The organism is Pseudomonas sp. PDM13 (assembly GCF_025685765.1).
Classification (GTDB): domain Bacteria; phylum Pseudomonadota; class Gammaproteobacteria; order Pseudomonadales; family Pseudomonadaceae; genus Metapseudomonas; species Metapseudomonas solani.
In genome coordinates, this window is sequence record NZ_JAOTQU010000005.1 from 219,050 (window position 1) to 243,116 (window position 24,067).

At 68.3% G+C, this 24,067-nt stretch carries 6 protein-coding genes; 2 read left to right on the forward strand and 4 right to left on the reverse strand.

Annotated features, from left to right (window positions below; all coding sequences use genetic code 11):
- Positions 1-72: 72 nt before the first annotated feature.
- The gene (locus OEJ36_RS07790; RefSeq protein ID WP_184489776.1) at positions 73-483 is read right to left on the reverse strand and encodes an RNA-binding S4 domain-containing protein; all 411 of its coding nucleotides are present in this window, start codon (positions 481-483) and stop codon (positions 73-75) included.
- Between the two features lie 164 nt (positions 484-647).
- On the opposite strand from OEJ36_RS07790, the gene OEJ36_RS07795 reads away from it, so the two are divergent.
- Both OEJ36_RS07795 and rimK read left to right on the forward strand, forming a co-directional pair.
- A complete protein-coding gene (locus OEJ36_RS07795) occupies positions 648-1,091 on the forward strand; it encodes an ATP-dependent zinc protease (RefSeq protein ID WP_263401061.1) in 444 nt (147 codons plus the stop codon).
- Complete coding sequence (gene rimK / locus OEJ36_RS07800) at positions 1,088-1,993, forward strand: 30S ribosomal protein S6--L-glutamate ligase (protein WP_263401004.1); 906 nt, start codon at positions 1,088-1,090, stop codon at positions 1,991-1,993. Before OEJ36_RS07795 ends, rimK begins: the two co-directional genes overlap by 4 nt.
- A gap of 266 nt (positions 1,994-2,259) precedes the next feature.
- Here the strand turns inward: rimK and OEJ36_RS07805 are convergent, their stop codons facing one another.
- The 3 genes from OEJ36_RS07805 to OEJ36_RS07815 are packed head-to-tail and all read right to left on the reverse strand — an operon-like array spanning position 2,260 to position 24,060.
- Complete coding sequence (locus tag OEJ36_RS07805; RefSeq protein WP_021218608.1) at positions 2,260-3,003, reverse strand: SapC family protein; 744 nt, start codon at positions 3,001-3,003, stop codon at positions 2,260-2,262.
- A gap of 25 nt (positions 3,004-3,028) precedes the next feature.
- Entirely contained in the window at positions 3,029-4,693 is a 1,665-nt protein-coding gene (locus OEJ36_RS07810) for a ShlB/FhaC/HecB family hemolysin secretion/activation protein (protein WP_263401005.1), read from the reverse strand.
- Positions 4,681-24,060 carry a leukotoxin LktA family filamentous adhesin gene (locus tag OEJ36_RS07815; RefSeq protein ID WP_263401006.1) on the reverse strand — a complete coding sequence of 6,460 codons (19,380 nt, stop codon included), beginning with the start codon at positions 24,058-24,060 and terminating at the stop codon, positions 4,681-4,683. Before OEJ36_RS07815 ends, OEJ36_RS07810 begins: the two co-directional genes overlap by 13 nt.
- Positions 24,061-24,067: the final 7 nt, after the last annotated feature.

Consider the following 24,067-nt stretch of genomic DNA (forward strand, 5'->3'; position numbering starts at 1 on the left):
GAAAGGCTGGCGATTTTAGGTGCAAACCCCCGAGGCGACCAAGCGCCGGTTGTCTACCGGCCCCACGGCGGCTCAATCGTCGACGAAGTCACCGGCGCCGCCGCGCAGGTAGTGGATCTGCCGGCGCTGCTTCTTGGTCGGCCGGCCTTCGGTCTGCACGCCCAGGGCGCCGGCCTTGCGCATGGCGGCCGCCTCTTCGCGACGGCGCACGCTGTCGGCGGTCTCCTCATAGAGGGTCTGCGCCTCGGGCGCGCCACGGCGCACCACGGACAGCGCGCGGACCACCACCGTGCGCTCGTCGAAGCCGGTGCGGATCACGTACTCGTCACCGATGCGCGGCTCCTTGCCCGGCTTGCAGCGGTCGCCCCGGTGGTGGACCTTGCCGCCGTCGATGGCTTCCTTGGCCAGGGCGCGGGTCTTGTAGAAGCGCGCCGCCCACAGCCATTTGTCGAGGCGTACCTTGTCGTCGTCTTTGTCGCTCATGCCACGGTTTCCATGCTGGCAGGCTGCACTGGCTCGCAACCTGAAAATTTGCGTCCCGGGCGCACGCCGGGCCGGATGCAGTTGTCACAAGGGGCAACTAGAATGCCGACAACTTTAGCGGAAAGCCTGCATTGAAGACTTTCGACCAACTCTCCGTGATCGGCCTGCGTGAATGGATAGCCCTGCCGGAACTCGGCATGGTCGGCCTGCGCGCCAAGATCGACACCGGGGCCAGCACCTCCACCCTGCATGCCAGCGACATCGTGCCCTTCGAGCGCGACGGCGAGCGCTGGGTGCGCTTCACCGCGCACCTCGGCACGCTGGTGCAGAGGCGCCACCGCTGCGAAGCACAGGTGGTGTCGGTGAAGACCATCAAAAGCTCCAACGGCCAGGCCCAGAGCCGCTACGTGATCAGCACCACGGTCGCCCTGGGCGATCGCGCCTGGCCAATCGAGTTCACCCTGGCCTGCCGCAAGACCATGCGCTATCGCGTGCTGATCGGTTCCAAAGCCCTGGTGGACGGCCAACTGGTGGTCAACCCGGCCCTTAGCTACGTACAGGACAAGCCGACCCTACCGGCCTTCGACTCCCTTCCAGGTGCCCAATGAGAATTGCCGTTCTGTCGCGCAACCCGCGTCTGTATTCGACCCGTCGCCTGGTGGAGGCCGGCCAGCAGCGCGGGCATGAGATCCAGGTGATCGACACCCTGCGCGCCTACATGAACATCGCCAGCCACAAGCCGCAGATCCACTACCGGGGCCAGCCCCTGGAAGGCTTCGATGCGGTGATTCCGCGCATCGGCGCCTCGGTGACCTTCTACGGCTGCGCGGTGCTGCGCCAGTTCGAGATGATGGACGTGTTCCCGCTCAACGAATCGGTGGCCATCAGCCGCTCGCGGGACAAGCTGCGCTCCCTGCAACTGCTCTCGCGCAAGGGCATCGGCCTGCCGGTGACCGGCTTCGCCCACTCCCCCGACGACATCCCCGACCTGATCCGCATGGTCAACGGCGCCCCGCTGGTGATCAAGGTGCTGGAAGGCACCCAGGGCATAGGCGTGGTGCTGTGCGAAACGGAGAAGGCGGCGGAATCGGTGATCGAGGCCTTCATGGGCCTGAAGCAGAACATCATGGTGCAGGAATACATCCGCGAGGCCGGCGGCGCCGACATCCGCTGCTTCGTCGTGGGCGACAAGGTCATCGCCTCGATGAAGCGCCAGGCCAAGCCGGGCGAATTCCGCTCCAACCTGCACCGTGGCGGCAGCGCCAGCCTGATCAAGATCACCCCGGAAGAACGCATGACCGCCATCCGCGCCGCCAAGGTCATGGGCCTGTCGGTGGCCGGCGTCGACATCCTGCGCTCCAACCACGGTCCGCTGGTGATGGAAGTGAACTCCTCCCCCGGCCTGGAAGGCATCGAAGTGACCACCGGCAAGGACGTCGCCGGGATCATCATCGAGCACCTGGAAAAGCACGCCGGCCCCAATATGACCCGCACCAAGGGCAAGGGCTGAGCCCGTCCCGCCGGGTTTTACCCGACCTACCCGGTGCACTCCCGTAGGGCGGGTGAAACCCGCGAATCCCCAATCACCACCTGGCAACTGGGTGGACGTCGCTTTTCACGTCCACCAACGGGGTCGCACCCAGCACATTCCGCCATACGCCGAGCCCATCCAGCGCCCACACGAAAGCCGCCGGGTTTCACCCGACCTACAGGTGCATCAGGGGGTCGTTGCGCTGAAACAGGCTCCGCCCCCGGCCGGGAGCGGAGCCGCACCCATCAATGGGTGGTGGTTTCGCCGGCCGCTTTCTTCGCCAGGTAGTGGGCGAACAGCTGGTTGGCGTTGCCCAGGGAGATCAGGTGGGCGTAGATCCAGCCGAGGAAGCCGGATTTGTGCAGGTCCAGCACCTTGTCGTCGGAGAGGGCCAGGAAGCGCTCCTCGTCCACCGCCAGGAAGTCGCTGAGCACGAAGCTCTCGCCATTGCTGTGGCTGAGCTTGAGGCTGCGGGTGGAGAGCAGCTCCAGTTCGTTGAGCTTGTCGACGAAGCGGCGGGTGCGCTCCATCTCGGTGGTGAAGTTCTGCAGGAACTGGATCATCTCTTCGAGGAAGGGGCTGTTCTGGCCTTCTTCGTCGAACAGCTCGCGGCCTTCCTCCTCGTTCCAGCCCGAGTAGGCGGCGTCGAAGCAGACGGTGAAGTTCTCCGCGCTGTCCTGGGCCAGGACGAAGGGATAACGGCGCACGAAGGCCGGGATGTAGCAGTTTTCCTGCCACAGGTTGTTGGCGTCGACGTAGCCGTTGTGGCCGGCCTTCAGGCCCAGCAGCGCGATGGGCACGGCCTGGGCGCCCTCACCGATGAACACGATCGGGTAGTGGCGCGACGCCTGGAAGAACTCCAGGCCCGCCAGGGGCACCAGGTGGGTGCTGGAGGCGAATTCGCTGTTCTGGAGGCTGGCGAGTTTCAGCGAGCGGTGCTCCTCGCGGTTCAGCGCCTTGATTTCCTTGTACAGCAGCAGCGTGGTCATTACGTGGGTCTCCTGAGAAAAACGATTAACGGATGACGATCTGCGCCAGGACCTGTCCGCTGTCCTGATCGGGCACCACATCCTTGAGGGTATTGGCCGCCACCAGGCTGATGCTCAGGTGGCGACCCCAGTTGAAGTTAAGACCAGCGCCGACGCTTTGCAGGTCGACATCGGCGGTGCCCAGCTCCATGGCACGACCGTAGTCGAAGAATACGAACGGTTGCCACCGTTCATCGATATTCCAGTACGCCTCCAGGTTCAGGGTCATGCCCTGGGGCGAGGCGATCACGCCCGGGTCGTAGCCACGCACGCTGCTGATGCCACCGAACTGGTAGAGCAGCGTGGAGGGTAGCGTCTCGGTGTCGCTGGCGTACTGCCAGCCGAAGCGGCCCACCAGCTGGAAGCGCTCGCCCAGGTCACGGCTGGCGTAGGCGTTGCCGTTGAGCAGCTGGTAGCTGCCGCTCTCGCCGTTCACCTGGTTGTCGGTGTTGGCCTGGCGCAGGCGCTGTTCGTAGCGCAGGTACCAGGGCGCGGCGCGGTATTCCACCTGGCCCTTGAGCACCACTTCGTCGGCGCTGGTCTCGCTCAGGGTCAGGCCTTCGATGGTGGTTTCCGAGTTCTGGTGGCTGTAGCCGATGCCGCCCAGCAGCTGCCAGTGCTCGTCGACCCAGTAGGGGTGGTCGTAGCCCAGGCCGTAGGTCTGCGAATCACCCTCGATGTTCAGCGCCGCCAGCGGGCCGGTCTGGATCTCCAGGGTGTTGGCGCCGGCCTCGACGTAGACCACGCCGTTGTAGCGGTTCACCGGGCGGCTGTAGCGCAGGCTGCCGTACTGCGAACCGTCGGTGGCCACCACCACGGCGCTCAGGGCGTCGGCCACGCCGGTGGGCGAGAACCAGGTCAGGCTGCCGCCGTACTGCTCGCGGCCGGTGCCTTCGTTGCCGTAGTTGTTGAGGAACAGGCTCCACTGCAGCGGGTCCGGCTCGAAGGCCTGGAGGTCGACGCGGGTGGTGCCGAAGCTCTGCCCCGGCGCCAGACTGGCGCTGACCTGCGGGCCCGGCGTGGTGGCGTTGAAGCGCTGGATCGAGGTCATCAGCGCGGTGCTGTCGAGGGTCTGGCCCTTGCTCACCGCCAGGCGGTCCTCGTAGAAGGCTTCGTCCACGCTGCGCCGGTCCTGCCAGGCCATGCCGTCGACCTTGGCCTCCACCAGCACCACCTTGAGCACGCCGTCGTCCAGGTTCTGCGGGGCGATGATGGCCCGCGCGGTGAGCTGGCCCTGCTCTTCGTAATGGGCATTGACCTCGCGCAGCAGCGCGTTGAGGTCGGCGAAGCTGATGGGCCGGCCCACGTAGTTGCGGGCGATGCCTTCCAGGGTCTCCTTGGCCAGGAACACCGAGGCGTTGAAGCTCACCCCGCGCAGCTCGAAGCGCTCGCCCTGGGATTGCAGCACCTGCTCCTCGGGTGCCTCGCCGCGCAGGGCGGGTACCTCGATGCGCCGGGCGCGCTCGTCTTCCGTACGCTGGCGCTGGATGCGCTCGATCTGCTCGCGCTGCAGGCTCGGGTCCACCTGCCCGGGAATGCCTGCCGGCGGCAGGGTCGCCGCCTGCGCGCCACCGGCCAGGAGCAGCGCCAGGATCAGCGGCTGCCGGGAGTAAACGCGGAACCCGTGGCCCGCCTTGTTCAGAGAGACCACTTGGTTACCTCGTCCTTATCGTCCTGCTCGCTGTGCTGGCTGAACTGCGGCTGCGGCTCGTCGTCCAGGTTCATCACGGTGTTGACGCCGCCGGTGCTGAACTTCGGCAGCGGCGCGGCGTTCGGCGGCACCGGCACCGCGTTGTGGATCACCGACTCCAGGCGCTTCTGCACCAGGCCGTTGGACAGGTGCTGCTCGCTGTAGCGGGCGGCGCTGATGCCCTGGTAGAGCACGCCGGTGTCGGCTGCGTTCTCGGCATGGGTTTCGCTGAAGTTGGTCACCAGCACCTGGTGGGTGGTCTTGCGGTGCACCACGTAGGCGCTGGTGTTGCTCACCAGGCCGTCCTGCTTCAGCTGGAAGGCCTTGTCCAGCTCGTAGAGCTGCACGTCGGCCAGCGGCTGGTAGGCCGGGGTCAGGTTGTCCATCAGCACGGCGGCCTGGGCGGTGTACAGCTTGAGCAGGTCGACGCCTTCGGCATCCTTGATGTCCACGCGCTGGCCGGTGGTGGTCAGGGTGCTGTCCACCGCGTAGAGGCGCGGCATCAGGATGTCGGCAGCATCCAGCACGCTGACGAAACGCTTGGCGTAGCGGTCGCCGGCGCCTTCCACCCACAGGTTCAGCTGGCCGCTGCCGGTGTGGCGCCCGTACAGCTCCATGTCGACGCCGTGCAGGTCGGCGGACTGGCCGATGGCGGCATTGGCGACGCGCACCAGGTTGCCGGACCACAGGCTCAGCTTCGGCGCGGTGGCGCTGTCCAGGTAGATGCCCGCATCGCTGGCCACGCCGTTGCGCCAGCCCGCCTTGACCACCGCACCCTGGTCGGCGCTGAGCACGCGGCCACGGGTATCGGTGTAGCTGTCCAGCAGCGCCTGGCCCTGAGCCAGCAGGCGGTCGAAGAAGATGCTGTCGTCGGCGTGCCATTGCTGGTAGCCGCCGCTCTGGCTGGTGCCGCTGACGCGGATCAGGCCACGGGCCAGCAGGTCGATATCGCCGCTGGCGGCCATGGCGTCCAGGCGCAGGCTGTGGCCCTCGGCCTCGATATCGCCGGCCGCCACGCGGATCAGCGGGCTGGTGATGTCGTTGCCGGCCTTGAGGATCACATTGCCGGTCAGCAGGTTGCCGTTCAGATCCAAGCCGGTGGTGACGATGCCGCCACCCACCTTGATGCTGTCGGCCGCCTGCCAGTTCTGGTAGCCGCCGCTCTGGCTGGTGCCGCTGGCGTCGATCAGGCCGCGAGCGACCAGGTCGACCACGCCGCTGGTGGTCATGTCGCCCAGTTTCAGGCTGTGGCCCTGTACGTCCAGATCACCGGCTGCCACCTGGATCAGCGGGCTGCTGATGTCGTTGCTGGCGCTCAGCACCACGTCGCCAACCAGCCGGTTGCCGTCGAGGTCCAGGCCGGTGGTGACGATGCCGCCACCGACCTTGATGCTGTCGGCCGCCTGCCAGTGCTGGTAACCGCCGCTCTGGCTGATGCCAGTGACGTCGATCAGGCCGCGGGCGACCAGGTCGACCACGCCGCTGGTGGTCATATCGCCCAGCTTCAGGCTGTGGCCTTCGACGTCGAGGTTGCCGGCGGCGACGCTGATCAGCGGGGTGACGATGTCGCCCGAGGCGCTCAGTACCACGTCGCCGGCCAGCACTTCGCCGTTGTAGGGCACGGCGGTGGAGAGGATGCCGCCACCCACGTTGAGGTCGCCGTCGCGGGCGGTGAGGACGATCTTGCCGCCGCCGGTGACGGTCTCGTCGATGTTGATCGACTTGCCCGACTCGATGCTGATGTGGCGGCCCGCGGTGACGCCCTTCAGGTGCACCTTGCCGGCGATCAGGAAGGTCAGGTCGCGGCCCGCTTCGGCGTAGCCGCTCACGTCCAGGTCACCACCGACGCCGACCACCAGGTCGCGGCCGGCCTTCAGCGAGTAGGTGCCGCCGAACTTCACGGTGGGCATCGACAGGTCGCCGTTGGCGATGATCGAGACGTCGCGCTTGGCTTCCACCAGCAGGCCGGTGATATCGCCATTGCCATCGGCCAGCAGGCCGGTGCTCTGCAGGAACACGTCCTCGTCGAGGCTCTGCACCTTGCCGAAGAACAGGTTGCGGCCCTTGAGGCTGACCAGCTTGTCGGCCACGGCGTTGCCGCCGAACACATCGCCATCGGTCTCGACGGTGATGTTCTCGTCCGAACCCAGGTGCACCGGGACCAGCACGGTGGGGTCGTTCGGGTCGGCCAGCTTGCCGAAGCGGATGGTGCCCAGGGAACCGGCCACGGTCTTCAGGCTGAGATCGCCGCCGGCGATGCCGGTGAAGATCGTCAGGTTGCCGTTGGTCAGCGCGGTGAGGGTGGTGGTGGCGCTGACAGTGCCCAGATCGGCGCTGGCGGAAACCAGGTCCACGTCCTTGAGGCGGCTGTGCAGCTCGTCGGCAGCGAACAGCTTCGCGGCCTTGAGCGACAGGCGGCCGGTGGTGCTGTCCAGGCTGCCCAGGTCGGCGCTGCCGACATCGAAGCGGGCATCGCCATTGACCACGGCCTTGCCACCGGTCCAGTCGCCGGGGCCGGTGACGTCGAGGGTGCCGCCGATGGCCAGCTCGTTGTACTTCAGCGCGGTGCCGGCCAGGCCGGTGTGGGTCAGTTCGGCGTTGCCGCTGGCCTTGGCCAGGCCGAGGCCCAGGGCGCCCTTGACCTTGAGGTCGAGGTCGCCGGTGACGTCCAGCGTGCCGATGGCCGAGCCGCTGCCCAGCACCAGGTCGGCGTTGCCGCCGGAGGTGAGCGAGGTCGCCTTGAGGTCGCCGCTGAGGCCGATATCGCTGGTGCCGGTGACCTCGGCGGTGCCGAGGGTGGCATCGGTGCCGCGCAGCTTCAGGGTGCTGCGGCCGGTCAGCTCGTCCAGGGTCAGGACGTGCTTCAGGTCCAGGTCCACCAGGCCGGTGATGTCGGCCTTGCCCACATGGCTGCTGCCCAGGGCGGAGGTGCCGCCCACCAGGACCCAGCTACCGCCGGCCTTGAGCGAATCCATGTCGAGGTTGCCGGCGACGGTCTGCTTGGCGTTGCCGGTTACCTCCACAGAGCCGATATCGGCGCTGGCTGCGTTCATGTCCCAACCCGACTTGCCGGTGAGGCTGTCGAGTTCGAGGTTGCCGCTGAGGGTCATGCCCACTTGGCCCTGGGCATCGATGCTGCCGATGTCGGCGCTAGTGCCCTTGAGGGTCACGGCGTTGCCGGCGATCAGCTCATCCAGCTTCAGCGCATGCTTCAGGTCGAGATTGACGATGCCGAGGACGTCGGCCTTCTTCACCAGGCTGCTGTCCAGGCCGGAGGTGCCGCCGTTCAGGGTCCAGCTGCCGCTGGCGGTGAGCGAATCCATCTCCAGCGCGTCGGCGATGGTCTGCTTGACGTTGCCGGTGATACCGGCGGTGCCGATATCGGCGCTGCCCGCCTTCAGCTCCCAGCCGACCTTGCCGGTCAGGCTGTCCAGCTCCAGCTGGCCGCTGAGGTTCATGTCCACCAGGCCGTCGGCGGTGAGGCTGCCGATATCGGCGCGAGTGCCGTCGAGGTTGAAGGTGCCCTTGCCCACCAGGCTGCCCAGGGTCAGGGCACCGGTCAGGTCGAGGTCGGTGGCGCCGTCGATGCCGGCGCGGGTGACGTCGGCCTTGACCGCCTTGAGGTTCCAGTGGCCGCCCACGTCCAGTTGGCCCAGCAGCAGGTCGCCGCCCAGGGTCATGTCGACGTTGCCGTCGATAGCCACGCTGCCGATGTTGGCGCTGGCCGCCTTCAGGCTCCACAGGCCATGGCTGGCGTTGACGGTGGTGGCCGAGAAGGCGCCGCCGATGTCCACCAGCAGGTCGCCCTGCTCGCTGGTCAGCTCGCCCAGGGCCAGGCTCACGCCGGCGCCGGAGGCGTCGACGGCGTTGCGCGCCTTGAGGGTGCCGATGTCCAGCGCACCGGTGCCGACCAGCTTGGCCTTGCCCTGCTCGCTCTGCACCTTGGCCAGCGTGACGTTGCCCAGGGTGTTGAGCAGCAGGTCGCCCTGGCTGACCAGGTGACCGGAGGTGACGCCACCGACCAGGTCGAGGAACAGCTTGCCCTTGGCGTCGACCTGCACGTCCTTGCCCGCGACCTTGGCGTGGCGGGTGCTCAGGCCGATGTCGCCGAGGGTGCTGGCGAGTGCCACGTTGTCGGCGCTCCACAGCACGCCGTTGGCGTTGCCCTGCAGGGTGCCGGCCTCGATGTCCAGGTCCTTGGCGCTCAGGGCGCCGAGGCTGGCGAGGTTGGCGATGGAGGCGTCCAGGGTGCCGCTGGCGGTGACCTGCTTGCCGGCGTCCATGGTCCAGTCGTGGCTGATGTCCAGCAGCGCCGAGCCCAGGGTCCAGTCGCCGCTCTGCACCAGGTTGTTGACCTGGGCGATGCTCAGCAGGCCGTCGACATCGGCCAGGCGCAGGCGCAGCGTGCCCTTGGCCGGGTTGGCGCCCTGCATGGCGCCGATGTAGGCGTCGCCGCCCACGTCGAGGTCGATCTCGTCGGTCTGGCTGTTGAGCTGCACGCGGTGGCTGGCGTCGCCGACGTTGCCACCGACCTTGAGCAGGATGTCGCCGCCGGCCAGCAGGTGCTCGCCGTAGAGGCCGACGCCGCTCAGGTTGCCGCCGACGTTGAGGGTCAGCGGGCCGTTGCCGGTGGTCAGGCGCTGGATGCTGAGGTTGCCGGCCTGGGTCAGGTTGATGGCCTTGGCCGCGCGGGCGGTGAGCTCGCCGGTGACGTCGATGTTGAGGCTGGCCTTGCCGCCGATGGAACCACCGGAAGATTCCAGCACCACGTCGCTGCCGCGTACCACCACCGCACTGCCACGGGCGCTCTCGATGTTGCCATCGGTCTTGATGCGCACGGTGTCGCCCTGGACGTTGTAGATGTTCAGGTCCTGGGTGCCGCCCAGGTAGACGTCGCTGCTGGCGGTGACGTTGATGTTGCCCGAGGCGACGATGTTGATGTCGTCGCGCTGGACGATGCGCAGCTTGTTGGGGTTGCTGGCGTCGTCGACGTAGATGTCGTCCAGCTCGGCGCCGCCGAGGGCCGCGAGCTGTGCCGGGGTGAGGTTGGCCACGCCCTGGTTGAGGTCGACGGTGACGTCGTTGGCCAGCACCTTGCCGACGCGCTTGGCGTCGAGGGTGATGTTGGCGCCCTGGATGTTGACCTTCTCGATCTTCACCTGGGTGTCGGTGCCACGGTTCACCAGCGCCGAGGACAGCGAGTAGCGCAGCTGCTCCTCGCTCCACTTGGCGGTCTTGTCCAGGGCGTTCTGGTCCTGGGTGGACAGCGCGTACTGGTAGTTGGCGTCGTAGGCGGCGCCGCCGAACTGCTCGTGCAGGGCCAGGTAGTCGGCCTCGGCACGGGCCTGCTCGGTGGCGATCTGCGCGTCGCTCAGGCCCAGGCCCTTGAGCTGGGCCACCTGGGCCTGGCTGAAGGCCACCTGGTCCAGGTCGAAGACCTGGCCGTCGCGCAGCTGCCAGTAGCGTGCGTAGCTGGCCTGGCCGGCCTTGAGCATCTGCGCCTTCTGTTCGGCCAGGGCGGCATCGGCTTCGGCGCCGGTGAGGCCCATTTCGGTCCACAGGGCACGCAGCTTGGCCAGGTCGCGCTCGTCGTAGGAGAGCGAGGTGTTGCCGTCCAGCAGGTCGCCATTGACCACCTTCAGGTGCACGTCGCCACCGGTGATCACCTGGTCCACCGACAGGTCGCCGCTCACCTCGTTGAGGAACACGCCGCCCACGGACTGGGCGTTGAGGCTGGGGGCCGAGCTGGTGATGGCGCCGTTGTCGGTGTTGGTGTCGATGTTCACCAGGGCCCCGGCGGCACCGATGGCGCCGTGGGTGGAAGTCAGGCTGATGCCGTGGCCGCGCAGCACCGCACCGTTGGCGGTGGTGATGTTGCCCTGGGCCTTGAGGCTGAGGTTGCCGGCCAGCGCTTCCAGGCGGCTGATGTTCAGGCCGCCGTTGATGCCGGCGATGTTGATGTCACCCTTCAGCGACTTGGCCGACAGCAGGTTGCCCACCTGCACGCGCAGGGCCTGGGCGCTGCTGCCGATGCCGGTGCCGGCGTCCAGGGTCAGGTTCTTCGCCTGCACCACCGCGCCGGCGGCACCCTGGGTCAGGGAGCCGCTGGTGTTGATCTTGGTGTCGCCGTTCTGGTTGAACAGCGAGCCCAGCAGCACCACGTTGCCTTTCGAGTTGACGTCGATCAGGCCGCTGTCATAGCCGATGAAGCCGATGTTGATGGCATTGTCCGCCGCCACGGTGTAGCGGTTGATGACCTTCTGGCCCTTGGCGGTGACCGTCTGCATCCAGCTGCGCTTGACCTGGCACCAGAGGAACCACTTCTCGCAACTGGTCCAGCTGCTGCTCTCGGTGTTGGAGTCGCCGGTGTCCTTGATCTCGGTTTCCTTCTTGATCACGCCGCCGGCCAGGCCACCGCTGGTGCCCATGTACTCGGCGCCGTCGATCGGGCGCTCGGCACTGGTCTTGGTGGAGGTGGAGTAGAGGTTGCCCTCGCCGACCTTGAAGGCGCCCCAGAAGCTGTCCTTGTAGTAGACGTTGGTGGTGGTGGCGGTGCGGTCCGCGCCGCCGAGCCAGACGTAGGAGCGGCCGCTCACCGGGGTGTAGGTGGCGGTGCGGCCGTCGCCAATGCGCACGTTGGCCTGGGTCAGCACGTTATTGCTGTAGCCCTGGCGCAGCATCACGTTGTACAGGCCGGTGGCGGTGTTGAAGTCGCGGGTGTAGATGGACGACCAGACGTACTCGTTGCCCGCGACGTCGCGGCGCACATCGTTGATGCGCAGGGTGCCTTCGGTGCCGCTGCCCAGGTCGATCTGGTTGAGGCCGATCTGGTAGTTGCTGGTGTTCTTCACCTGCACCTGGCTGTAGCCGTCCAGCACGTTCAGCTGGCCGTTGCCGGTGCTCATGATGTAGCCGGTGAGCTCCATGTAGCCGCCGGCCACGTCCACCGAGTCGAGCACGATGCTGCGGGTGGCGAAGTCGTAGCCGTAGCCCAGCTCGCCGGTACGCAGGTTGCGCGCCTTGAGCTGCAGGAAGGACGGCCCCTTCTTCGCATCGTAGGCCGCCTGGCCGGCAGCGATGATGGCGTCCAGCGCGGTGCTGGCGTCGATGGTGGCGGTCCAGAAGGGCACGCCGCTCTGCACCAGGCCGTTGATGTTCAGGTACTGGGCGCTGATCACCACGTTGTTGCCGGCCACCACGCCGGAGCCGGCCGCCGGGCCGGTGGTCTTGGTACCGTCGTTGTTACCGGGGGCCGCCGGGTCGCCGCCGACATGGAAGAACGGGTCGGCGGAGTTGAGCACGAAGTCGCGCCCGGCGCTGATGGCCAGCGTCTTGCCGCGGATGTCGGAGTTGGCGTAGATGCTGCCGAACTCGGCCTTGACCGTAACCAGGCCGCGCTGGTTGAAGATGCGCCCGGCGATATAGATGTCCGGCGCCGGTGCGCGCAGGCCGTCCTGGCCGGTGACGCCTTTGGACGGGTCGTAGTTGTTGACCACGGTGATGACCGGGTCCGGCGAGTTGCCCGAGACGGTGATCGCCGAGAAGTTGGCCTGGCCCTTGTAGCCGGTGGCGTTGGCGCCGTTGATCGCCGAGGCGGTGCTCAGCGAGGCATCGTTGAACAGCAGCTGGCCGCCTTCGCGGTACGGCACTTCCAGGCCAAGGATGCGCAGGAAGGCCGAGCTGTCGTTGGTCACGGTAATGGCCGCGTCGCCCGGGGCGTTGAGCTTGCCAGCACCGACCAGGGCGTCGCCGGTGACGAAGACGTTGCCCGGCTTGGCCAGAATCGGGTCCAGCTCGAAGATCCAGATGCTCTGGTCGCGGGCCAGGCTGGCGCCACCGGCGCTGCTGCCGCCCATCTCGGTGTAGAGCTTGTCCAGCGCCTTGCGCAGCACGGTCTGCTCGGCGGTCATGGCGGTGCGCTCGACCGCGGAGAGGCCGTAGTTGGCGAGCTGCTTGTCCAGCTCGGCCAGGCGCTTGGTGATGAACTGCGAGTAGACGCCCTCCACCAGGCGGTAGGTGATGTTGCTGTCACTGGTGGTCACCTTCGGCTTCACCACCAGGGTGTCGCTGTCGGCGATGTTCATCGCGGCGATCTCGGCCAGGGTCTTCTTCACCCCGTTGACCCAGTACTCCAGGCCCTCGATGTGCACCGAGCGCTTGTTGTAGTAGCCGGAATTCAGGGCGCCATCGACTTTCACCACGCTGGTGGAGGTGTTGGTGGCGCTGCCGGATTCGATCTCCACCGACAGGCCGAGCGCGCTCAGGGCCTCGGTGTAGAGGTCCTTGGCCACGCCTTTGCCCAGCAGGTTGCCGTAGCCCTTGTCGGCGTAGGCGTAGATATCGCCAACGCTGTTCACCTGGGCGCCGCCGGCGACATTGATGTCGCTGGTGCGCACATAGGCGGCATCGGCGTTGGGCTTGGTGGAAACCGGGAAGGCGGTGTTGTTCCACAGGTCGGTGCGCGCGGTCAGGGTCGCCTGGCTGGACTTGCCGGCGGCGCTGCGGCCGGCGTACAGGCGGATGTCGCCGTAGCCCAGCAGGGTGGAGTTCTTGGCGATGTCGACGTCGTAGTCGGCGATGACCTTGGCCAGGGTCGAGCCCTGGGCGGCACCGGCCAGGCCCCAGGTCTTGGCGGTGACGGCGGTGTCGATCAGGTAGTCGCCGCTGCCGCTGAGGACGATGTCGCCGATGCTCGACAGGTCGGCGCTCTCGCCGATGGCGACGCCGGCCTTGCTCTGCTTGACGTTGACCTGGGACTTGGCCAGGGCGATGGAGATGGCGCCGCCGCTGTCCAGGCGCACCTTGTCGTAGGCGGTGACCTGGTTGTAGGCGCTGACCAGCAGGTTGACCGGCACGCGGAAGTCGCCGATCAGGTGCAGGTAGGCACTGGCACCCACCAGGGCGTTGGTGTTCAGCGACAGGGTGGAGACGCTCTGCGCCGCCGCCGCGTCGACCACGCCGCCGGAACCGGAGCGCACGTTGTAATCGCTGCTCTGGGCCTTGGTCACCAGGGCCTTGGCGCTCTGCTCGTAGGCGTAGGTTTCCAGGCGCGAGCCACCGGCCAGCTCGCTGGTGGTGGTCAGGGTCAGGTCGTTCTGCGCATGGGCGCCGCTGGCGCCGACCAGGGAGGCGTTGACGCTGTCGACGAAGGCGTTGAACACGGACTGGTGCAGGGCCGCCAGCTCGACGGCCTTGAACAGCGCGTTGCGGTTGCTGCTGTCATCGGCGCCACGGGCATAGAGCCTGGCCTTGGTGGTGCCGGTGTCGCCGGTGATGGCCACCGAGGCGGCGCCGCTGATCAGGCCGCCCTGGCCGGCGGTGGCGCGGGCCAGGTTGTCGACCACGGCGGTAGCGCCGACTTTCAGGGTGCCCGAGGCGCCGGCGAAGCGGCCGCCCACCAGGGCCTGGGTCGAGGTGGTGGAGGTGGCCTTGGCGACGCTGGCGCCCAGGGTCAGCAGGCCGGCGGCATAGCCTTCGACGCCGGCGCGCTGGCGCACGTCGGTGGCGGCCTGGAAGCTCCAGGTGCCGTCGTTGGAAAGGCCGGTGAACAGGCTGCTGTCGGCGCTCTCCAGCAGCGCGGTGCTGCCGTTGCGCGCGGTGGCGACCACGGCGTTGGCCGACAGGCCGATACCGCCGCTGACGCCGACGCCCTTGATGTTCAGGGTGTCGTTGTCGCCGCTGCGGGTGATCTGCGCAGCCAGGCTGGCGCTCTTCGCCTTCAGCTGGCTGTTGGCGGCCAGGCTCAGGCGCGCGGTGGCGTCGGCGATGGCATCGATTACCGTGGCACCGGCGCTGAAGGCGCCGCCCAGGGCGACGCCGAGGCTTTCCGCCTTGACCTGCGGGGTGGCGCGGGCGCTGAGGTTGATGGCATTGCCGGCCAGCAGCTTGGCGCCGTTGCCGACGTCGAGGGTGGCGCTGCTGGCGTCACGGGCCACCAGCACGCTGGCGTTGAGGCCGACGGCCAGGCCACCGGCGGCACCCTGGGCCTTGAGGGCCACCGGGCCCTGGGAGGCGCTGCCGAGGGTGATGTCGCTGCCGGTGAGGGTCGCGCCGGGGGACACCAGCAGGGAAACCTGGCTGTCGTGCTGGGCCACGCCCAGCACCAGGCCGGCGGCGGTGCCACCGGCGGCGGCCACGCCCAGGGCCTGCACGTCGAGGCCCTGGCTGTCGCTGGCCTGGCCTTTCAGCTCGCCCGTGGTGGTGATGGTGCCACCCAGGGTGGTGCCCACCAGGTTGTTCATCACCGCCACGCCGACGGCGGCACCGAGGCCGACGCCCAGGCCGGCGGTGCCGGCGATGGCTTGTACGTTGACCGCAGTCTTGCCGTCCAGGCCCAGGGCCGCGGACTTCAGGTCGAGGCTGGCGGCCTTGAGGCTGCCGCCGAGGATTTCCGCCGCCACGCGGGCGTTGGACAGGGTGTAGGCGATGCCGGCACCGAAGGCGGTACCACCGGCCATGACGCTGCCGGCGAGGTTGCTGGAATACAGCTTGTCGGTGGCGGCGATGGTGGCCGCGCCATTGGCGTCCACGCTGCTGCCACTGACCCGGGCGACGGTTTCCTGCTTGTAGGCGGTGTTGGTCTTGAGGCGGTCCTTGACCTTGGCGCTGGTGGTGGCCTGGTCGAGGCGCGCGGTCTCGTCCGTGCTGCTGGTGTTGCTGACCACCGCACGCTCGCCGCTGGTGTCGAGGCTCTGGTAGGTCAGCGCGGTGTTGCTGCGGGTGGCGCTCTTGTCCACCAGGGAAAGGGTGCCGTTGCCGTTGTTGTCCAGCTCGTCCAGCGGGTTGCTGCCCTGCTGGGTGAGGGTGCCGGAGCCCAGCAGCAGCAGGCCGATGCTGCCGCCCAGGGCGGAGCTGCCGGAGAGACCGCCGGTGACGCTGATCAGGCGCGCATCCACTTCACGCAGGGCGTCGATCTTCAGGGCGCCGCTGAGCCAGGCGGTGCTGTCGTTGAGTTGCGCGCGGGTGGCGCTGTTGGCCACCAGCACATCGGCAGTGGCGCCGTAGGCGGAACCGCCGACGGCCACGGAGCCGCCGGTGAGCTTGGCGTCGAGGCGGTCCTTGGCGGTGATGCTCAGGCTGCCAGCGCGGGCGCCCGAGCTGCCGAATTCGCTGCGGCTGGCCCCGGCTTCGGTGGTGTTCTCCAGCATCACCACGTTGATCGAGCCCGCCGCGCCGACGCCGCCACCGGCCGCGCTGACCGACTGGCTGGAGACGCTGGTGGTGCTCTGGGCGTCGATGCCGATGGCACCGCTGGTGGTGACCTTGGTGGTCCCGGTGCCCGTGCCGGTGGCGGCATCGCCGACCCATGCACGCACGGTGGAGAGGTTGCTGGCGTAGGCCACGCCGGCACCCAGGGCACCGGCGCCGCCTGCGCCCACATAGAGGTTGGGCGACAGGCGATTGACCGCCGAGGCGGCGACCTTGAGGCTGCCCACGTTGAGGCTGCTGGCCTTCTCGATCAGCGCCTGGGTGCTGCCCTTGAGGTTGAGCACGCTGGTGGTGGCGGCCACGCCGGTGATGCCGCCACCGATGGTGGTGAGCACGCTGCTGGCGGCCTGGGTGGAATTGGCGCGTACCGATGTCTCGCCCTTGCTGGCGAGGGTGACGTTGCTCAGGCGCGCCTTGACGTCGCGGCTGAACACCGCAGTGTCGACGTTGGCGGCCACGGAGGTGATGCCCACGCCCGCGGCGATGCCCACCAGGCCGCCCAGGCCGAAGGCATGGCTGGAGGCGCCGACGCTGACCTGCTGGGCCGCGTTGGCATTGGCGTTGCCACCGTCCTGGTTGATCTTGGCGTCTTCGATATAGGCCTGGGTGGAGCCCGAGACCAGGCCGGTGTTGCTGAGCAGGGTGACGGCGGCGCTGGCGATCGGCTCGACGCTGATGGCCGCGGCGGCGCTGAGCTGGCCCAGCTGCTGCAGGGAGCTGGCGCGTACGGCCAGGCCATGCACGGTCTCGCGGCCGGTGCGCAGGTCGGCCACCGGGTTGAACTGCTTGGGATCGGTCCAGGCGCCGACATCCGGCGCGTTCTCCAATACGCCGTTGTCCACCGACAGGCCGTTGCTGCCGTTGCCCCGGGCGTCGACCTTGGTGGCCGTACCGGTGATGGCGGCGGTGGTGGTGTTTTCCAGCTGGTTGACCGTGACCAGGCCGGAAACCGCGGCGTTGCCGCCCCCGGCGACCACGGCGGCGTAGGACTGCACCACATCGCGGCTGGAGGCGAGCACGCCGACGTCCTCGTCGGCCTTGACCAGGGCACCGCCGCTGATCAGCGACTTCACCGCGGTGGTCAGCAGGTTGCTGGCGACACCGGCGGAGACCGTCACCGCGCCGGAAACCCCGGCGGAGATGGACGCCGAGCGGATGCGCGCATCGGAATCCGCCTGCACCAGCAGTTGCTTGAGCGACCAGGCACTGGCGTCACGGTTACCCGAGAGGCGTGCTTCGATCTGGTTGCCGATGCGGTTGATGGCCGTGGCCACGCCCACCGCTACCGAGCCCGCGCCCACGGCGCCACCGGCCAGGGAGTTGATGCTGGAGTCGTCCTTGGCACTGATGTTGAGGTTGCTAGCGCTGCCCTTGCTGTTATCGATGGCCGCAGTGGTCACCGCGTTGATGCTGTTGGTGGTGTTGGAGAACACCGCTGCGCCGGTGCCCGCCCCGGCGCCGCTGAGGGCCAGGGTGTCGATCACACCGGTGGTCAGCGCCGAGACCTTGATGCTGGTGAAGGCGGCGTTGGCGTCCAGGCTCAGGCTGCTGTTTTCCACCAGCGCCTTGCGTTCCTGGGTGATCTGGGTGACCGCCACGGCGCCCGCACCGGCTCCGGTGCCCGCGCCCTGTACGTTGCCGGCCAGGGTCTTGACCGTGGCCGTGCCGTCTTCCACCAGCACGTTGACGGTGTCGGCGCCGCTGAGGGTGACGCCGCTGAGGGTGGCCAGGTCCTTGCCGCTGAGCAGGTTGACCGCCACCGAGGCACCGACGGCGGCATTGGCGGCGCCACCGGCGCCCACGGCGGCCGAGCGCACGGCCATGGAGCCGTTGGTCTTGACGTTGAGGGTATCGGCCAGGGTCAGGGTGCTGGTGCCGATGCGCGCCTCGCGGGTCACGCTGACCAGGCTGTTGGCATCGGCCGCGCCGACCGCCAGGCCGCCGCTGCCGGTCACCGTGACCGCCAGGGCGTTGATGGTGCGATCGCCCTCCACCAGCACGTCGAGGCCGTTGGCGCCGAGGGTGCTGCCGACGATGGTGGCGCGGTCGGTGCCCTTGAGCACGCTGGTGGTCACCGCGCCATTGGCGGCCAGGTCCCCGGCGCCACCGGCGGTGACGGCGAGGGTGTTGATTTCCTGGTCGGCGGCGACCCGTACCTGTGCCTGGTCGAAGCCGCTGACGCTGGAGCCGGTGATCTGCGCGGTGCGGTCGGCGTTGATCACGTTGACCGCCGAGGCCGCGCCGAAGGAACCGGTGCCGCCGTAGGTCACGGCGCCGGCCAGGGAGCCGATGGTCAGGCCGTTGCTGGTGCTGGCCTGGACATTGAGGTCGGCACCGCCCGTCTGGGTCACGGTGCTGTTCTCGATGGCGGCGTAGTCCTTGCCCTGGATCAGGTTGTTCACCGACGAGATGTTGATCCCGCCCGTGCTGGCGCCGGAGGCGCCCACGGCGATGCCGTAGATCTCGCCGTCGAGGCCGGTCTGGATGTCCAGGTCGCCGCTGAGGTTGACCGTGCTGTTGGTCAGCGCGGCGCTGCGGGTGCCGCTCAGCTGGTTGTAGGCGAAGGCGGCGCCGATGGCCGCGCCCTTGTCGGCCAGGGCGATGTTGCCCGCCGCGGACCAGATGCTGTTGCTCAGGCCCGGCTGGGTGGAATGGATGTTCAGCGCCTTGCCGGTGAAGTTGCTCTGGTTGAGCAGCGCGTTGGTGGTGCCGGCGATGCGGTTGTAGCTGACCGAGCCGGTCAGCGCGGCGGAACCGGAACCGGCGGCGCCGGCCACGGATACGCTGCGGATCTGGCTTTCCTGGGCCGCGATGATGCCGGCGGTGCCGTCCAGGGTGGCGGTGACATAGGCCATCTGCGCCAGCACGGTCTGCTCGATGTCGGTGATCGCCACGGCGCCACCGGTGGCGCCCTTGCCACCGAAGGCGATGGCACCGGCCAGGGAGTAGTAGCCGCCAGCCTTCTGCGCGCTGAGGTCGAGGGTCTTGGCCTTGACGGTCAGTGGCGCGCCGGCGGTGCCGAGGATCTGCGCGGTGACGGTGCCACGGTCGATCACCGCGGTGCCGGAACCCAGCGACGCGTCCTTGCCCGAGCCGGCCACGCCGACGGCGGCGGCCAGTGTTTCGGTGGCGTTGTAGGCCTCGACCTTGAGGGCGCCGGACAGGTCGGTGGTGACGTTGGCCATGCTCGCCAGGTAGTCGCTGCCGGCGTAGATCAGGCCGAAGGCGGCGCCACCGGCGCTCTTGCTGCCGATGGCCACGGAGCCGGCGACGCCCAGCACCGCTTCGCCGGAGACCTTGCCGTCGAACAGGTTGGTGGTGGTGCCGTCGTACTGGCCGTCACCGTTGGCATCACTGCCGTCGCTGGTGGTGGCCTTGGCGTCGATGCTCGCCAGGCTGTCTTCGTAGCCCAGGTCGGCGCCGGCCAGGGTGCCGGCGGCGTTGCTGTCGAACTTGCTGTCCAGGTCGGTGAGGTCGGAGACGCTGCGCGCCTGCAGGTTGACCGAGCCGCCGGTGAGGCTGGACTTGACCAGGCTGCCACCGTTGGGCGTGTAGCCGTCGACGCGCGCCTTGACCTGGTTGTCCAGGTAGGCGCCAAACAGCGAGGCGGCACCCGCCTCGCCCGAGGTGCCGGCCACGCCGAGGGCGGCCACCAGCACCTGGCTGGCGCTGTAGGCGCCGACGTCCAGGCTGGCGAACTTGCTGGCGGTGCTGCCCAGCCATTCGGCACTGATGGTGTTGGCCAGTGCCGCCAGGGTCACGGACGCGCCATAGGCGCTGCCGTTGGCCCCCTTGGCGCCGGCGAAGGCGCCGCCGCCGATCAGCGAGCGGGTGCGGTCGTAGGCCAGCACCTGGAGGATGCCGGGCGCGGCCTGGCGGCCGGTCACGGTGCTGTTCACCACCCGTGCCTGGGTGGTGTTGGCGAACTGCGCGTAGGACGCGGAGATGGCCTTGGAGTCGTTGGACTGCGAGCCGGAGGTGGCCACGGCCAGGCCCAGGCCCATGGCGATCAGGTCGCCGTCGGTGGCGGCGTAGACCTTGAGCAGGTCGTTGTTGTTGAGGGTGGCGTTGGCCACCTCGGCGGTGGTGACGTTGCCCAGCAGGTTCACCGCGATGGCGCCGGACAGCGCCGAGCTGGTCTGCGACTGGTTGCCGTTCTTCGCCAGGGTGATGGCGCCGGCCCCGGAGCCGCTGAGCTGGTGGGTCTGGTTCAGCGCCAGCACCGACACCTTGCTGCCCTTCTTGGTGGGGTCGCGCGGGTCGAGGACGACGTCGGCCACGCGGGCCTGGGTGCGCTGGCGCGAGACGTTGACGCTGGCGGAACCGGCCACGGCCAGCGACGACTCGGGGATGTTGCCGGTGCGGGTCGGGTCGCTGTCCAGCAGGTTCTTCATCTGGTTCCACTTGGCCTTGAGCTCGGCGGCGACGTTGCTCAGGCCCAGGGTGATGGATTCCGTCAGGCTGGTGGCCTTGCTCAGGGCGCCGCCGGCGGCGTCCTGGTTGGCGGTGGCGGCGTCCTGCTTCTCCTTGTCGGTTCGGGCTACCGCGCCGGCCAGGGAGAAGGCACCGCTCTGGCCGCTGGAGAGCGCCTGGATGTCCAGCTCGTCCACGTTCCAGGTGGACTTCAGCCCCAGCACGCCCGCGCCGCCCAGGGCGCGCCACTGGCGGTTGTCGCCGATCAGGGCCTGGATGTTGCTGTCGATCTGGTTGACCGCCACGCCGACGCCGACGCCGGTGTCTTCCGAATAGCCGAGGGCGCCGGAAGCGCTCCACAGGCCCAGCGCGTGCCTGGCGTCCAGGTCGACGCGGTCGGCCTTGACGGTGGCGCCGTTGTTGATCGAGGCGTTCACCGTGCTGTCCACCAGGGCCAGCACCAGCGAGCCGTTGCCGGCGACGCTGGGGCCCTTGCCGGCGGAGGGGCTGATGTTGATCAGCAGGTCCTTTTCCTTGGCCGCCACCGACAGTTCGCTGGTGGTGACCTGGGTGCCGGCGCCGATGCCGGCGACCGCCGAGCTGTCGTGCAGCACGATGTTCAGGCCCGCGCCGACGGCGCTGCCCTTCTCCGACTTGGAGCCGAACAGGGCGATGCCGAAGTTGCCGGCCACCGACAGGCGCTCCAGGCGGTTCTCGGCCAGCAGGGCGACCGGCGCCGCCCAGTTGTTGGCGCCGTTGGCCAGGGCGGTGTGGCTCCAGTTGTCGGTCTGCAGGGTCCAGGTCTTGAGCACCTTGCCGTCGGCGTCCAGGTCGCTCCACAGCTCGCTGCGCCAGGCACCGGTCCCGGTGGTGCTCAGTGTGCTGTTGTCACCGACCCAGGCCGCCGCGTTGATGTCGTTCTTCATCACCGACACCGCGCCGGCCATGCCGAGCTTGTCGGACTCGCCGGTGGCGTTGGCGTACTGGCTGGGCAGGCTGCCCGGGTTGCCGATGGCGGTGGCCAGGCCCTTGAGGCCGCTGTACACGTCGCCCAGCGAGCTCCACTCGTCCAGGCCGGTGAAGGCGACACCGGCACGGTCGTTGATCGGCAGCTCGTTCTTGGCGCCGACGCCGATGTGCTTGGCCTTGACCGTGACGTTGTCGCCGATCAGCGCGCGGGTGTTCTGCACCAGCTCGTTGTAGACCAGCGCCACGCTGAGGGAGTACTTGGTGCCGTCCTTTTCCTTGACGTTGGCGTTGACGGTGCTGGAGGCGGTGTTGCGCAGGCTGGCCTGGTATTGCAGGGCCTGTACGGCGACGTCGCCACTGACGTCGATGCCCAGGAGCCCGCTGCCGCTGGCGCCCAGCAGGGCCTCGGCAGTGTGGTTGGCCTGGGTGATGGTCACGGCCGAGCCGAAGCGCAGCTTGCTGCCGTTGGTGGGCTTGGTCTCGTCGAGGGCGATGCCCAGCAGGTCGGTGATCTTCGGCGTGATGAAGTTGATGGTGGGGTTGGTGAGCTTGGAATAGAGGAAGTTCGAGGAGCTCTTGCCCGCCTGGACCTCGGCGCTGTTGACCTGCTGGTAGATGATGTCCAGCGCGCTGACGTTGAGGTTGCCGCCCTTGGTCAGGTCGGCGTTGAACTGGGTCTTGGTGCTGCTGTTGTAGTCGGCCAGGGCGATGGCCGGGCCGCCGCTGGCGCCCAGGCCGATGGCCTCGAAGGACACGGTGTTGGAGAGGTCCTGCTCGGTGACGGCACGGGCGGTGATGTCGCCGGTGACGTCCAGCACCGCACCCTTGGTGACCGTGACGTGGGTGTCCAGGTCGGTGTGGGCCATGCCGAAGGCGATGCCCATGGTGGTCAGGGCATTGCCGCCGGCGTCATGGCTGTTCACCGCCTTGGTGTCCAGGTCGAGCATGTTGTCGCTGCTGGCTTCCAGCAGCAGGTTCTTGCCGACGGTGAGCTTGGCGCCGCTGAGCACCTCCACCGAGGTGGTGCCGCTCATGCTGCCGTAGGTCAGGCCCAGGCCGAAGGGGATCAGGCTGTTGATGCCCTCGAATTTGCCATTGATGTTGCTGTCGATCTGCCGGGTGCTGTGGGCGGTGACGCTGAGGTTGTTGCTGGCCTTGAGGTCGGCGCTGGCGCCGATGCTGACCTTGGCGTCGGAGCTGACCACCTGCAGGCCGATGATGTCCTGCAGCGCCAGCAGTTCGCTGAAATTGCCCGGGTCGGCCGCCAGTTTCGACTTGAAGTCGTCGCGGTTGTACTGGTTGAGCGAGTCGTACAGCTCGCCGAAGGCGGTGAGGTTGTCCAGGCTCAGCAGGCTGCTGGCCCAGAGCGGCTTGATGATGGTCTTGCTTTGCGCATCGATGACGATGTCGCGGCCCTTGATCAGGCCGTTGGCGGTGATGCTGGCGTTGGCGCTGGCCCAGCCGGCCAGCTGCTGGTCGGTGGCCAGGGCCTGCACGGTGACGGTGCCGGCCTTGGTGCCATCGGTGGCATGGCTGGCGTCCAGGGTGGAACCGCCGTCCAGGGCGATGGTGGCGCTGCCGGCACTGCCGGCGAAGATCGCCTTGGGCTTGGTGGGCAGGTCGTCGAGGTCGGCCGGGGTGGTGTTGCCGTCGCCGCAGAAGGTGCAGCTGATGTCGCTCAGGGCCTGCAGGGTGATGTTGCCCGCGCGACCGGCGCCACTGGCCGAGGCGTTGACCTGGGCGTTGTTGGCGACGTTGATGTGCGGCGCCTCGATGATGACGTTGCCCGCATTCTTGCCGGCGCTGCCGGTGGTGACGATGCGCGCACCGCTCTTCAGGTCGACGTTGTTGCCGGCGGCGATCTGCACCTTGCCGCCGGAGTCGTCGGCCATCAGCGCGGCCACTTCACCGCTGACTTCGACGCCGTTGCTGCCGACGATCTTCACCGAGCCGTCGGCGCGGGCCACGCCGGTGCCGCCGGATACGCCCTGCAGGTTCACCGTGTTCTTGAACACGGTCTCGGCGTTACTGACGCCGGCCTGCAGCGAGGCGCCGGAGGCGACGATGGCCGAGGCGGCGAAGAGGTTGATCGAGCCGACGGCGTTGACCTTGCCCTGGACCTTCACCTCGCCGGTGCTGGAGCCGTTGTACTGGCCGCTGGTGAGGTCGCCGACCGCAGCAATCGTCTGGGCCTCGCTGCCCTGGTGGGCGATGGTCGCCAGGTTCTGCATCTGCGCGGCGCTGGGGGTGGTGACGGTGAGGCTGCCGACGTTGACCACGCCCTGGGCGCCGACCACCAGGCCGTGAGGGTCGGCGAAGATCACATTGCCGCCGATCTTGCCGTCCTTGAAGCCGTTGAGGGTGCCGTTGATCTCGGCCTTGGCGTTGTGCACCAGGTTGACCAGGTTCTGCGCGCTGCCGGGCACGTGCAGGTTCACCGTGTTGCCCTGGGCCACCTTGAAGTCGCCGAAGGAGTTGAAGCCGGTGCCGCCACGCACGGTGGCGGTGGTGATGTCGGTCACCGTGGAGCTGGTCGGGTTGATGGTGGTCGCGGTGGTCATCCCGCTGACGCCGCCACCGAAGCTGCCGCCATGCAGGGTGATGGTGTTGCTGTCCGCCGCCCAGGCCGGTACCACACCGAGGCTGGCCAGCAGCGCTGCGGTGATGCGGTTGGGTTGGAAGCGCTGCCCGTGGGTGGAGCCTGCGAAGGCACGGGAGGAAGTACGCTTGACCGTCATGGGGAGG